General features: G+C 66.4%; 11 protein-coding genes. 4 read left to right on the forward strand and 7 right to left on the reverse strand.

What is annotated here, in order from left to right; translation table 11 throughout:
- Positions 1 to 145: 145 nt before the first annotated feature.
- The 4 genes from AC3A5K_RS09575 to AC3A5K_RS09590 form a co-directional block, all read right to left on the reverse strand.
- Positions 146 to 817, reverse strand: coding sequence for an SAM-dependent methyltransferase (locus tag AC3A5K_RS09575; protein WP_487617292.1), 672 nt, complete (start codon positions 815 to 817; stop codon positions 146 to 148).
- Positions 814 to 2172, reverse strand: coding sequence for an APC family permease (locus AC3A5K_RS09580; RefSeq protein ID WP_487617293.1), 1359 nt, complete (start codon positions 2170 to 2172; stop codon positions 814 to 816). The genes AC3A5K_RS09575 and AC3A5K_RS09580 overlap by 4 nt, the downstream gene beginning before the upstream one ends.
- 223 nt (positions 2173 to 2395) lie before the next feature.
- Entirely contained in the window at positions 2396 to 3331 is a 936-nt protein-coding gene (locus tag AC3A5K_RS09585) for a ribonuclease H-like domain-containing protein (RefSeq protein WP_487617294.1), read from the reverse strand.
- Positions 3328 to 5757 (reverse strand): DEAD/DEAH box helicase, encoded by a 2430-nt coding sequence (locus AC3A5K_RS09590; RefSeq protein WP_487617295.1) that lies wholly within the window; start codon positions 5755 to 5757, stop codon positions 3328 to 3330. Before AC3A5K_RS09590 ends, AC3A5K_RS09585 begins: the two co-directional genes overlap by 4 nt.
- A 159-nt stretch (positions 5758 to 5916) precedes the next feature.
- Here AC3A5K_RS09590 and AC3A5K_RS09595 point away from each other — a divergent pair, with 159 nt between their 5' ends.
- The 3 genes from AC3A5K_RS09595 to AC3A5K_RS09605 all read left to right on the forward strand — a co-directional run bounded on the left by AC3A5K_RS09595 (position 5917) and on the right by AC3A5K_RS09605 (position 7303).
- On the forward strand, positions 5917 to 6456 hold the full coding sequence (locus tag AC3A5K_RS09595) for a type 1 glutamine amidotransferase domain-containing protein (protein WP_487617296.1): 540 nt from the start codon (positions 5917 to 5919) through the stop codon (positions 6454 to 6456).
- A 22-nt stretch (positions 6457 to 6478) separates the two neighbouring features.
- The gene (locus tag AC3A5K_RS09600) at positions 6479 to 6871 is read left to right on the forward strand and encodes an MAPEG family protein (RefSeq protein WP_487617297.1); all 393 of its coding nucleotides are present in this window, start codon (positions 6479 to 6481) and stop codon (positions 6869 to 6871) included.
- 195 nt (positions 6872 to 7066) lie between these two features.
- A complete protein-coding gene (locus tag AC3A5K_RS09605) occupies positions 7067 to 7303 on the forward strand; it encodes a hypothetical protein (RefSeq protein WP_487617298.1) in 237 nt (78 codons plus the stop codon).
- A gap of 3 nt (positions 7304 to 7306) precedes the next feature.
- Here the strand turns inward: AC3A5K_RS09605 and AC3A5K_RS09610 are convergent, their stop codons facing one another.
- Positions 7307 to 8815, reverse strand: coding sequence for an EAL domain-containing protein (locus AC3A5K_RS09610; RefSeq protein ID WP_487617299.1), 1509 nt, complete (start codon positions 8813 to 8815; stop codon positions 7307 to 7309).
- Positions 8816 to 9441: 626 nt separating this feature from the next.
- On the opposite strand from AC3A5K_RS09610, the gene AC3A5K_RS09615 reads away from it, so the two are divergent.
- Positions 9442 to 12525, forward strand: coding sequence for a TonB-dependent receptor domain-containing protein (locus AC3A5K_RS09615; protein WP_487617300.1), 3084 nt, complete (start codon positions 9442 to 9444; stop codon positions 12523 to 12525).
- Between the two features lie 106 nt (positions 12526 to 12631).
- Here AC3A5K_RS09615 and AC3A5K_RS09620 read toward each other — a convergent pair whose 3' ends face one another.
- Both AC3A5K_RS09620 and AC3A5K_RS09625 read right to left on the reverse strand, forming a co-directional pair.
- Complete coding sequence (locus AC3A5K_RS09620) at positions 12632 to 12868, reverse strand: hypothetical protein (protein WP_487617301.1); 237 nt, start codon at positions 12866 to 12868, stop codon at positions 12632 to 12634.
- 67 nt (positions 12869 to 12935) lie between these two features.
- Positions 12936 to 13694: a MauE/DoxX family redox-associated membrane protein gene (locus AC3A5K_RS09625; RefSeq protein ID WP_487617302.1), complete on the reverse strand. Its 759-nt coding sequence runs from the start codon at positions 13692 to 13694 to the stop codon at positions 12936 to 12938.
- Positions 13695 to 13785 lie beyond the last annotated feature (91 nt).

The following is a 13785-nucleotide window of genomic DNA, read 5'->3' on the forward strand; positions in this document are numbered from 1 at the left end:
GGGCGACGATGATGCCATCGCGCCGTCGGCCTGCGACCGGCGGCGCGTTGGGGTCCAACCTGTTCGAGATCTATCGCGCACGCCCTCCGTGGCGCACGAGGCGCGCGGCGGACAGGCCTTACGTGCGCGGACGTCGGACAGGCGATCAGCGCTCGGGCACGGTCCACATGTAGATGCGGCTGCCGTCGACCTCCTGGGTCTGCTCGGGCGCCCACTGGTCGGCCATGTCGAAGGCATGGCTGACGATGCGCGTGCCCGGCTTCAGTTCCGCCAGCAGCTTGGGCCGCAGCTTCACGTTGAGGCTCTGCAGCAGGTACAGCGTGACCACCGTCGCCTCGCTGATGTCCTCCTCGAACAGGTCGGCTTCCTTGAACGTGACCAGCTCGGTGACGCCGGCCGTCTCCGCGTTCGCATTCGCCTCGCGCACGCGCACCGGGTTGATGTCGATACCGACACCGCGCACGCCGAAGCGCTGGGCCGCGGCGATCGGGATGCGGCCGTCGCCGGAACCCAGGTCGTAGAGCACATCGCCTGCCTTGACGCCGGCCAGGTTGAGCATCGCGTCGACCACCGGCTCGGGCGTCGGCACATAGATGACATCCGGTTCGCGCGACGGGGCCGGCGCGCCTTCGGCGAACGGCGAATCCGGTCCGATGTCGGCGGTCACCGTGTGCGTGGTTTCCATCGGGGCGACATCGCTGTCGGCCGCCTCGCTGCCGTCGACCGGTTCATAGGCGCTGACCGCCTGTTCGGCGCAGGCGAGCAGGAAGGGCGTGCAGATCGCGAGCGCGATCAGGGTCTTCTTCGACGATTTCATGGCGGAGTCTCCTCGTGACGCGGGGTCGGTTTGAACAGCAACAGCAGCAGGCCGCCGATCGCGAGCACGGCGACGCCGACGAGCGCCCCGCGTCCGGTGTAGGCCAGACTGGAATACAGCAGGTAGGCACTGGTCGCGCAGAACAGCAGCGGCAGCACCGGATACAGCGGCACCTTGAACGGGCGCGGCAGATCGGGATCGCGCCGGCGCAGCACGAAGAGCGAGATGCCGACCAGCAGGAAGAACAGCCAGAACACCGGCGCCGTGTATTCCACCGCAACCTCGAAGCCATCGCGTGCGAACGCGCCGAGTCCGACCAGTGCGAGCGCCAGTACGCCCTGGGTCACGATCGCAGCGCGCGGCGTTCCGCTGCGTGCATCCCAGCGACCGATGAAACCCAGCGCCGGGAAATCGCGACCGACGGCGTAAACGCTGCGCGCGCCGGTGATCAGCGTCGCGTTCGCCGAGGTCAGCGCTGCGGCGACGACGATCACACTCATCAGCACCGCGCCGGTCGGCCCGAACACGCGGCCCATGACTTCGGCCGCGACGGCGTTGTGTTCGGCCATGCCCCCCAGGCCCAGCACCTTCAGGTAGGCGAGGTTCACCAGCACGTACAGCGCGGCGATCGCGATCAGGCTGAGGATCAGCACGCGCGGCATCCACGTCTTCGCATCGCGCACTTCGGAGGTCACATAGACGGCCTCGTTCCAGCCGCCGTAGGTCAGCAGCACGAACACGAGGATCAGACCGATCGCGCTGTCGCCACCGCTGCCGGGAATCGGCGCGATGTCGGTCGGCGCGAACATCAGGCCGGCCACGACGATCACCAGCACGCCGATGATCTCGGCGATCGTCAGCCAGGTCTGCACCGCGGCGCCCTGGCGCGTGCCGATCCAGTTGACGATCGTCAGCAGCACCACCGCGCCTGCGGCGTAGAGCGCGGACGACCACGGCCCGAGATCGAACAGTTGCCCCATGTAGTCGCCGACGATGAAGCACAGCAGGGCGATCGAGCCGGTCTGGATCACCGACACGCGCGCCCAGGCGAACAGGAAGGCGGGGCGCCGCCCGTAGGCGCGGCGCAGATAGTTGTAGTCGCCGCCAGCCTGTGGGTACGTGGTCGCGAGTTCGGCGTAGCAGAGCGCACCGACGATCGACAGGAGGCCGCCGACCACCCAGGCCGCGAGCATCACGAATTCGCTGCCGGAGGCACCGGCAATCAACGATGGAGTCCGGAAGATGCCGGCACCGACGACGATGCCGATGGTGATCGCGAACGCATCGCGCGCACGGAGTGTGGCGCGCGGGAGGACAGGGTCGGCCGTCACTGGCCGGCGTTCGCGTGATTCCATGGGGCTCCAGAGTGGCGCGGACTGCTCGCCGGTCGATGGCGATTGGGGACTGCTGGGCCGGCCGATTCAAGCATCGTCGCGATTCAGATCACGTGAACACGGAATTGCGCGTGATCCTGTAGGAGCGCGCTTGCGCGCGATGTGGCTTGGCCCGAAGCGCCCGATCGCGCGAGCGCGCTCCTGCAGACGCCGACCGACGTGTCGGCAATCCGACGAGCTTGACTCAGTCGAAGACGCAATCCATACCCGGAACGTCCACCGCATCCGGCACGACCACCGTATCGACGACGGCTTCGTCGCGCATCGCCTCCAGCACGCCGAACAGGCTGCGCAGATCCTGCGCGTTGTGCAGGCCCACACGCCGCAGCTTGTCCGCGCTGCCGCCGCGCAGGTAATCCAGCCACGCCGCAGGCGCTTCGCTGCCGGGCAGATCATCCTCGCGCAACACGCCGAGCAGTTCGCGCTCGACGGTCGCCAGCTTGCAGTTCGCCCAGACGCCGCGATAGCGACGCCGCACCGGATGCAGCAGATCGACATGACGCAGTTCGATCAGCGGATCGCGCAGCCGCGCGAGGCGATAGCGCGTGGTCAGCAGCGGGCGGTCGTAGCTGCGGCCGTTGTAGCTGACGAGCACCGTCGAAGGCCGCAGCCATTTCGAAAACGTCTTGAGCATCTCGCGCTCGGCGCCCAGCGTGGTGATGCACAGCTGGCGGATGCGCATGCGGCCTTCGACGAAATCGGCGGCGCCGATCATGAAGGCGCGCGTGCCGGTACCGCCAGCGAGTCCGGTGGTCTCGGTGTCGAAGGCCAGCAGATCCGAACGTTGGGCCGGCTCGTGGCGGATATCGTAGAGCGCGAGTTCGGCGTCCTCGTGCGGCCATGGCGCGGTCTGCTCGAGATAGCGCAGGCCGGGCGCGATCTCCTCGCCAGGCAGCGTGCGATCGATCGGACCGGTCGGGCGCGCGGCCGGCGTCGGCACGCGCAGCTTCATCAGCTTGCGCAGCTGCGCGACGACCTGCTCCGGCGAGCGCGCGCCGTCTGCGCGCGGCCACTGCGCGCGCGGCGCGGTGGTCGGCAACGGTGGCGTCGGGGTCACCGACGGCAAGGCGGTGCCGGCCTGGCTGCGCAGCAGACCGAGGCGTTTGGCGAGTGCACTCATGCCGGCAGCTGTGGCGCTTGCACGAGCAGTTCGATCACCCGCGCAGCCAGCTGGCGCGGCGTGCGCTCGGCATCCTCTTCCGAGGCGAGGATCGGCCCGACACAGGCCGGACAGCCGGCGCGGCAACTGCAGGAGGCAACCAGCGCCGCCGCCTGCGCCAGCAATTCGTCGCGCCGCTCGTACAACGGCGACGACAGCCCCACACCGCCCGGGTAGTTGTCGTAGAGATACAGCGTCGGCGTGAACCGGCCGATGCCTTCGAAGTCCAGCGCTGCGCCATCGCCATCGCGTAACTGGCCGCGACCGCGCTGGTCGGCGGTCGCGAACCAGGTGCCATCGCCGCTGCCCACCGCCTTCTGCAGATCGCGGCTCTCCGCCATCACCGCGACCTGCGCGACCAGATGCAGCGCATACGACGCGCCGAGGAAGCCATCGAGCGCCTCGTGGCGTGCATCGAATGCACGATCCAGCGCCTGCTGCGGCAGCTGCCACCACACCGCGCTCGTATGCAGTTCCTGGTCGGGCAGGTTCACCGGTCCGTAGCCGATGTTCTCGTGCGTGTGGAAGCGGATCTTCTTGTAGCCCGACACGCGCCGCACCACGTGCACTTCACCGAGGTGCGCACTGCCCTGCCCGGCGTCGGCCTGCTCTTCGTCATCGAGCACTTTCAGCTTGGTGTAGTCGATCGCGTCGGTGTAGTAATCGACGTGCGTGCGCTGCACATAGGCCTTGCGGCCTTCCCAATCGAGGCGCTCGACCTGGAACGGCTCGGACTGGACCATGTGGATCGCGCCTTCGTACAGCGTGAGCGCAGCGGCGGAGTAATCGACCTCGGCGATGATCGTCTGCCGGCCGTCGGTGCGGTCGACGACGACGAAATTGCCGTCGGCGACCGAACGCAGATTCACCGCCTGCGCCGGATAGCTGTCGGCGATCCATTCCCAGCGGTCGCCTTCGTGGTGCAGCACGCCGGATTCGGCCAGCACCTCCAGCCACGGCGCCGGGGCAACCGGGCCAAACCCATCGCCATCGACGAAGGGCAGCTCGAACGCGGCGCAGCGGATGTGGTCGAGCAGGATCAACGGCTGGTCGGGTTCGATGCGCGCGTGTTCGGGATTGGCGTCGGCGAAGAACTCCGGATGCCGCACCACGTACTGATCCATCGGCTCGGAACTCGCGACCAGCACGCCGACCGACGGCTGCTGCCGGCGACCGGCGCGACCGAAGCGTTGCCACGTCGCCGAGATGCTGCCCGGATAGCCGTTGAGCACGACGACATCGAGACTGCCGATGTCGACGCCGAGTTCCAGCGCCGAGGTGCTGACGATGCCGTCGATATGGCCCGCGCGCATCTCGCGCTCGGCCGCGCGGCGCTCGGTCGGCAGATAGCCGCCGCGGTAAGCACGGATGCGTTTGGGCTTGCGCGGGTCGTGATCGAAAACTTCCTTGAGGTACTTGGTCAGCACCTCGACCATCAACCGCGTCTGGCAGAACACCAGCGTCTTGAGCCCGGCGCGAATCGCCATGCGAGCGATGCGGTTGGACTGCGAACGCGCGGATGCGCGCAAGCCGAGATCGGGATTGATCACCGGCGGATTCCACAGCAGCACGTGCTTGTCGCCGCGCGGCGCGCCCGATTCGAGGATCGATTCCAGCGCGGCGTCATCCACTTCCACCAGCGCGCGGCCGTGCTCGCGCGCATTGCCGATCGTCGCCGAGCACAGGATGAACTGCGGGGTCACGCCATAGAACGCGCAGACGCGCTTGAGCCGGCGGATCACATTGGCCACGTGCGAGCCGAACACGCCGCGATAGGTGTGGATCTCGTCGATCACCACATAGCGCAGGTTCTCGAAGAACTGCGCCCACTTGGTGTGATGCGGCAGGATCGCCTGGTGCAGCATGTCCGGATTGCTGACCACGATGTCGCCGTTGATGCGGATCGCCTGGCGCGCATCGCCGGGCGTGTCGCCGTCGAAGGTCGCCGCGCGCAGGCCGAGTGCCCCGGCGGCGTTGAGTTCCAGCAGTTCCGCCACCTGGTCCTGCGCCAGCGCCTTGGTCGGAAACAGGTACAGCGCCTGGCTGCGCGCGGTGATCGCGGCCGACAGCACAGGCAGCGTGTAGCACAGCGATTTGCCCGAGGCGGTCGGTGTCGCGACCACGAGATGGCGGCCTGCCTGCGTCGCTGCCCAGGCCTGCACCTGATGGCGGTAGAGTCGGTCGATGCCGCGGCTGCGCAGCGCGCGCGCCAGGGCTTCGGGCACATCGTCGGGCAAGGGCGCGTAGTCGCCGGCCTGTCCCGGCAGCAGCAGCGTGCCGGTGACGCGTCCGGGATACTTCGCCGCCAGCTTCGTCGCCAGCGCGCTGCCGGACACGGCATCGCCCGTGGTCGCCAGCGCCTGGCCGGTCCTGAGAATCGCGTTCAAGGGCCTGCTCCGGCGCTTTCGATATCGGGGCGCGAGCGTGACCGCCTGGCGTCTCACCGGGCGAGACTGAAGGCTCACATGCGGCGAACGTACGTTTCACGGCCGGGGTACCTGACGTCGCCCAGCATCGGCGGCTCATATCAGTTCCCGGAGCGCCCGATGCAGAATCTCGACGGCAAAAAAATCGCCATCCTCGCCACCGATGGCTTCGAACAGTCCGAACTCGAGCAGCCGCTCAAGGCGCTCAAGGACGCCGGCGCACATGTCGACGTCATCTCGTCCGGCGATGTCGGTTCGATCAAGGGCTGGGACAAGAAGGACTGGGGCCGCAGCGTCGATGTCGACGTGGCGCTGTCCAAGGCGGACGCTGGCAGCTACGACGCACTGGTGCTCCCCGGTGGCCAGATGAACCCGGACGTGCTGCGCGCCGACAAGGACGCGGTGGCGTTTGTGCGCGCGTTCGGCGATGCCGGAAAGCCGGTCGCGGCGATCTGCCACGGCCCGTGGCTGCTGGTCGAGAGCGGCCTGGCGAAGGGCCGCAAGGTCACGTCGTGGCCGTCGGTGAAGACCGATCTCGTCAATGCGGGCGCACAGTGGGAAGATTCCGAGGTCGTCGTCGACGGCAACCTCATCACCAGCCGCAAGCCGGATGACATCCCGGCGTTCAACGACGCGATCGCAAAGGCGGTCGCCGGCTGACACCACGCAAGGAGCACGGACGATGACGATCGAACTGCAGATGCTCGGCTGGGCGATCGTCCTCGGCCTCGTGCACATCGGCGTCGCCGCCGCGTTTGCGACGGCGCAACGCGGCGTGCGCTGGAATGCCAGCAACCGGGACGGCGCGGACATCCCGCCGTTGACCGGTGCTGCGGTGCGTACCGCTGCGGCGAGCCGCAACTTCCTCGAGACGTTTCCGCTGTTCGCGGCCGCGGTACTCGCAGTCGTATTCGCGGGTCGCGCCGATGCCGGCACCGCACTCGGCGCGCAGGTCTATCTCTGGGCGCGCGTCGCCTATCTGCCGATCTATGCCATCGGTGTTCCCTATCTGCGCAGCGCGGTCTGGGTGGTCTCGCTGTGGGGCACGATCCAGGTCATCAAGCCGTTGTTTTGAGTTGCACTGCAGCAAAGCAGCCGCATGACTGCGCGCATATGCACACGCGTATCGAGTCGAATTCCTCGCGCTTCCGCGACACATCGCAGCCGTCGCTGAACGCATCTGCGCTGTCATCGAAATCGACTGTCGGGTTCACGGAAACGAGACGAACCGGACCGTAGCCTGCGCGCTCCCAACCGGCAGTACCTCCGCATGAAGCACGACTCGGACCGCACCCTCGTGATCTCGCTCGGCCGCAACGGCCGCGCGTCCTATCCCGAACGCCCGTGGGAAGACATCGAGCCCGTGCTGCGCCGCATGTGGGAATTCGACGGCCGCCTGCGCGCATGGCAGGACGTCCGTTCGGATGTGCAGGCTGCCTGGCGCGCCAGTGACGCATTCACCGGGACGCGTCGCGGGCGCCGTGCGCAGGACAGTCACGCGGCTTGAACGTCATCGCGGCGCCGGCCGTGCCAGCAATTCCCTGAATGCGGCTGCAGGCATGGGACGCCCGAACAGCCAGCCCTGCGCGTACAGCGGATAGTCCACGCTTCGCAGCCAGTCGCGCTGTGCTTCTGTTTCCACCCCTTCGATCACGACCGCCAGCCCCAGCGTGCGCGCGAGTTCGATGATCTGCGGCACCAGATTGACCTTGAGCGCATCGGTCCCGATCGTGCCGGTGAACGATCGATCGATCTTCAGCGCGTAGAGATCCAGCTCGGCGAGATAGGCGAGGCTCGAATAGCCGGTGCCGAAATCGTCGATGTACACGTGGTGTCCCAACGCCTTCAACCGCTTCGTGCCCGACATCGCAATCTCGCGGGCGGCAGTGGAGTGCTCGGTGAGTTCGATCCCGATGCGGCCGCGCGCGATGCCGGCCGCATCCAGGGTGCGCGCCATGTCGGCATGGAAGCGGCTGTCGTCGAGATCGGCGGCGGAAATGTTGACGTTGATGCGGAAGTCGCCCGGCGCTGAGAGCAGATCGCCGAAATCCGTCGCGACCCGCCGCAGCACCAGCTGGGTGATGCGCCCGATGCTGCCGTTCGCCTCGGCGATCGGTACGAAGCGCGTGGGCGGAATCAGGCGGCCGTCGTGGTCGCGCCAGCGCACCAGCGCTTCGGCGCCGACCAGGGCGCCGTCGGAGATCCGCACGACCGGCTGGTATTCGACGTCGAGCGCGTCGCGGTCGATGGCACGCAACAGGCGTCCTTCCAGCGAATGCCGCCGCAGATGCGACATCAGCAACCCGAGCCCGATCGCGGCACCCGCGCCGGCGCCCAGCAGCGTGCAGACCAGCAGCAAGGGCCATTGCGCCTCCAGCACTTCTTCCTTGGCGAGCGTGGCGACGACGCAGATCGAGCGCCCGGCCGCGCAGCGCGGATGCATCAGCACGCCGTCTTGATCGATCAGCGCACCCGCGCGCAACATCGCAGGGTCATACCGCGTGGCAGCCCCGTACAACGGCAGGAAGCCGGTGCCGGCATCGACATAGCCGATGGTGAAACCGATGTCCGGCCCCGGCCGCAGGTGAAACGCGAGTGGATCGAGGATCACCCGGGTATCGCCCGACGCCAGCGCGGGCGCCCGGCTGCCGCTGGCCAGCAATTGCAGTTCCATCGTCGCGACCTGCAGCCCGTCCGCGGTCACCAGCTGCGGCAGCGTGACCACCGGTGGCACCGGCAGGCGATAGAGGCTGGCCGTGCACTGCAGCCGTCCATCAAGCAACCGCCCGATGTCCTTGACGAAATACGTCCGGTAGACGGCTTCGCGCATCTGCTCGAACTCACGGTCGGAGCAGCGCGCCTGCGGCTGGCGGTTGAAGGTGTCGAGGGTGTCCCGGGACTCGTCGTCCAGCTCCTGCGCACGCTCCGCCAGCATGGCCGAGTAGCCGCCGAGCCGCTCCCCCGCGATGTGCACCACCATCCCCCACGACACCACCGCGGCCAGCAGTGCCCCGACCATCGAAAATCCCGCGACCGTCGCGATGCGCAGGACCCGTCGTCCCGCAGCCTCCGAATCGTCCACCCGCCCTCCCCGGTGATGCACGGCCGTGTCCTGGGCCGTTGGCGATTCACTATAAGCGGGGCGGGCCGGGATGCCCCGCGCTCTGAAAGCGCAAGCAGGCCGGTCCAGAAGTGCCGACGCGCGGTGGCCGTACATGTCGCATCGCCAGCTGACGCACAGGAAAGTACGCGTTGTCCATGTCTCTCGTCCGGACCGAGGCGGCCATCTGCGCGACTCGTACGCAGTCCTCGAGAGGCGGGCGTCGTTACGGAGCGACTGTCGGAACCTAGTCGGATCACAGCCGTTCGGCGCAAAAGCGCGTGCCGATGCTCCGGCACTCCCTGGTCATCTAGAGACGGTTGACGCGCAGCCGGCCGGATCCTGACCCCAAACAACCGCTCACTTTGCGCATTCGGCCCCCTGATTTGATCCAAATTACATCAATTTTTTCTTAAGGCCTGTTTTATTTCTTTTTAACAAGCGCTAGCATCGGGGGCACCTCATCCGGACGGAACGGTTGTCAAGACCGGCGGACCGGATGCAGTGGGGGATCATCAGCACGCATTCATGTGGAGAGAGAAGAAATGGCTTTGAGAACCAACAAGCTTCGTGACGCGATTACGTTCGCGCTCGTCGTCAGTGGCACCACCATTGCCGGCGTGGGCGCCGCGCAGGCGCAGGCCGTGCCGGCCGCTGGTCAGGAAGCGACCACGCTGGACCGCGTCGAAGTGACCGGTACCCGTATCCGCCAGGTCGATACCGAAACCGCTCAGCCGGTTGTCCTGATCGATCGCGCTGCGATCGAGCGTCAAGGCTTCCAGTCCGTCGCCGATATCCTGCAGAACATCTCCGCGGTCGGCACCCCGCCGATCAGCCGCGCTTCGCCGCTGTCCGCGGGCGAGAACGCAGGCGGCACGTTCATCAGCCTGCGCAACCTCGGCGCTGCGCGTTCGCTGGTGCTCGTGAACGGTCGTCGCCTGGGCATTTCGACCAGCGGCCTGGCCGACGTGTCGCAGATCCCCGCGGTTGCGGTCGAGCGTATTGAAGTGCTGAAGGACGGCGCCTCGTCGATCTATGGCTCCGACGCGATCGCCGGCGTGATCAATATCATCACCCGCGCCAACTATGACGGCGCTGCTGGCAGCATTTACTACGGCCAGTACAGCGAAGGCGACGGCGCGATCACCAAGGGCGACATGATCATCGGCTTCACCGGGGATCGTGGTTCGCTGACCCTCGCTGCCGAATACGCCAAGGAAGATCCGGTCAGCTCGTCTGATCGCCCGTACAGCGCGTTCCCGCGTGGCGATCTGCATCCGACCGACAACTGGACCACGGTTGGCCAGATCGGTGGCTTCACGAGCCCCTTCAGCGATGGCTTGGCCGGCGTCACGTATGTGCCTGCAAGCTCGTCCAACCCGGGCCGCAACACGCGTGTCATCTATGACCCTGTGACCAATACGTTCCGCAACCAGAACACAAACACGGGTAGCTGCCCGGCGTCGTCTGTCGCTCAGCCGGGCGCCCGCGACTGCCTCCCGGGTTCGGTTGCAGACAAGTCGAACACCGCAGAGCAGACCGATCTCCGCACCGCGCTGGAGAAGAAGGCGCTCTACGTCGACGGTACGTATGACCTGACCGACAACATCCGTTTCCGCACCAACTTCCTGTACAACAACCGCGTTTCGGATCGCACCGTGGCCGGCTACCCGATGCAGGCCGCTTCGTTCAACACCCCGCTCTCCGCTGACAGCGAGTTCAATCCGCTGACCCGGAATATCGGTAACTGGTGGCGTCGCACATGGGAAGTGCCGCGCGTCAGCACGGCCGATCTGACGACTTACCGCTTCTCTGCCGCGCTTGAAGGCAGCTTCGATATCGGCGAGCGGTTCTTCGATTGGGACGTCTCCTACCTCAACAGCACCAACAAGCTGGTGCAGAAGTCGTATGGCAACCTGAATCTGGCCAATGTCCGCGCCGCTGTCGGCCCGTCGTTCATCCAGACCGCAGCTGGCCCGACCCAGGGACAGGTCGTCTGTGGTACGCCTGGCGCGGTGATTGCCGGCTGCGTGCCGTGGAATCCCTTCCTGGCCTTCGGCCAGGTCGGCCCGGGTGGATTGACCGACAACCAGGCGCTGCAGAACTACCTGTTCCAGGAAGAACATTCCACCGGCGAAACCGAAACCAACGTGTTCGCGGCCAACCTGGCGGGCTCGATCTTCACCCTGCCGGCAGGTGACCTCGGCTTCGCAGTCGGCGTCGAAAGCCGCAAGGAAAAGGGCGAGTTCGTCCCTGACGCCCTGGCAGTGACCGGTGGCTCGACCAATCTGGCCGCTGGCCCGACCGGCGGCAGCTACCGCGTCAACGAGATCTACGGCGAGCTCGAGATCCCGGTCCTGGCCGACATGCCGTTTGCCCGTGAGCTGTCGTTCAACGTCGCTACGCGCTATTCCGACTACGACACCTTCGGTGACACCACCAACGACAAGTTCGGCGTCAAGTGGCGTCCGTTCGATCAGCTGCTGCTGCGTGCGACGGTGGCCGACGGCTTCCGCGCGCCGACGATCTCCGACCTCTATGGCGGTGGCTCGCAGACGTTCGCGTTCTACACCGACCCCTGCGATGTCTCGGTCGGCAGCTCGGCCACGAACCCGACGACGCGTGCCAACTGCGTCGCGGAGCTGGGTGCGCTTGCGAACACCTACCGCCAGCTCGGACAGGGTGGCACGCCGGTGACATCGACGAACACGCAGTCCCCGATCGCCTTCTCGTCCGGCTCCAACGCGGCGCTGACGCCCGAAGAATCGAAGTCGCAGACGATGGGTTTCGTCTGGAGCCCGACCTTCGCGCAGGGCCTCAACCTGGCGTTCGACTGGTGGAAGGTCCGCATCGACAACACCATCGTCACCGATGCTCCCAGCAACATCCTCGCGGACTGCTACGTTCGTGGCGACCAGACTCGTTGCGATGCGAGCGCCTCGAGCGAGTTCACGCGCGATCCTGCGACCGGCCAGATCAATTTCTTCCGGTTCAGCAGCATCAACGCTGGTTTCCGCAAGGTGGAAGGCTTCGACTTCGACATCAGCTATCGCTTCACGACCGACAACATCGGTTCGTTCGCAGTGGCGTCGAACTCGACCTATACGGCGAAGGACTATTTCACCAGCACTGACACCCCGCAGTTCCCGCTCACAACCGTAGGCGCCGCGGGTTCGACCAGCACCAACTTCCGCATCCGGTCCAATCTGAACCTGTCGTGGGACATGGGTGATTTCGGCGTCAGCTGGACCGCTCGCTATTACTCGAAGATGCGCGAAGGTTGCACCTACGTCACCGTGCAGCCGAACCCGAACCCGGCTGGTCTGGCTCCTGTGCTCGAACCGCATCTGGAGTGCACGGACATCGTGTACGCGCCGACTGGGGCGCTCAACGCGTCCGGCCAGCCGGCAAGCGGTCTGTCGCGTCGCCGCGAAGTGGGCTCGAACACGTTCAACGACGTGCAGGTCCGCTACAACACGCCGTGGGACGCCACGATCGCAGTGGGCGCCAACAACGTGTTCGACAAGGTCGGTCCGCTGATGTACACGCAGCCGAGCGCGAACACGTCGTACTACGGCGGTTTCGACATCGGTCGCTTCCTGTACATGCGTTACACGCAGCGCTTCTGAGTTCTGCAAGCTTGAAATAGACACGGCCCCGAAAGGGGCCGTGTTTTTTTGTGCCCGGGATTAGGCGCGATCCCGACCTCTCTAAGCGAGGAAAGCGCGCTGACCGTCAGACCACAGATCGCCGATACAGCGCTGCATTGATGCAGGCGAACACGCTGACGACGAACCAGCCGAACGGGAACAGGGACACCGTCAGCAGCCAAGTGATGGCGAAGGCCACGCAGGCGGCGACGAACCACAGGATGGCCGACAGGATGCGGCCCTGGATCAGTTGGCCGAGGCCGGGGACGATGAAACTGCAGATGGCGGCAATGACGTTGCCGGCAGAACCCTGTCCGCTCATGGGTGATCTCCAAAGGATGAATGCGCAAATGCTCGCGCATCGCGGAAATCGGGGGCGTGAAGGTGTGTCAGGTCGCGCCATGCGGCATGGCGCCCACCAGCATCCAGACCGCCATCGCGACCATCATCAGATTTTCGGTCAGTGACACGAAGCCCAGGGGCACGTTGCTGCCGCCTCCGACGCAGGCGCAGCGCAGGTCGCGCCAGTCGACGTATACCGCCTTGACCACTGACACGGCACCGATGCTGCCGATCGCCAATGCCAGCGGTGCGGACAGCCACGTCAGTGCGCCGGCGACCATCAGCACACCTGCGATGCCTTCGGCGAACGGATAGACGTACGCGTACGGCACCCAGCGCTGCGCGAGCAGGTCGTAGTTGAGGAACATGCTCGAGAAGCGCTCGATGTCCTGCAGCTTGAGCAGCGCGAGCACGCACATGCTCAGACCGACGAACCATTCGGCGGCGCGCACCGTCCACGTCGTGCCGTACACCGCATACGACAGTGCCAGCGCCATGGCTGCAGTCATCGCGAACAGCGCGGCGACCGGGATGTAGCTCGGCGTCTGCGGATCGCGCACCCGCAGTCCGAAATGCCGGCGAAGCGCGTCGTAGCCGCCGATGCGGACGCCGCCGATGAACACCTGCGGGGTCGTCGCAACATCGTGCGCGGCCTTGAACGCATCGACCTCGGCGCGCGTGGTCAACCCGTGGTCCTCGATCTCGAAGCCCCGGCGCAGGAGCAGATGCCGCGCCTTCTGACCGGACGGACAGCGATGGTCCGGCAGCATCATCCGATACAGCACGGCACGCGGTTTCGCAGTCACGGGGTTCGAGTCGGATGCAGTCGGGATTGCCATCGGAGCAGCCTCGTGGACGACGCCTGACGGCGCCGGGTGCGTGCTGTATACCGTCCGT

The organism is Luteimonas sp. Soil_C_5 (genome assembly GCF_057656615.1).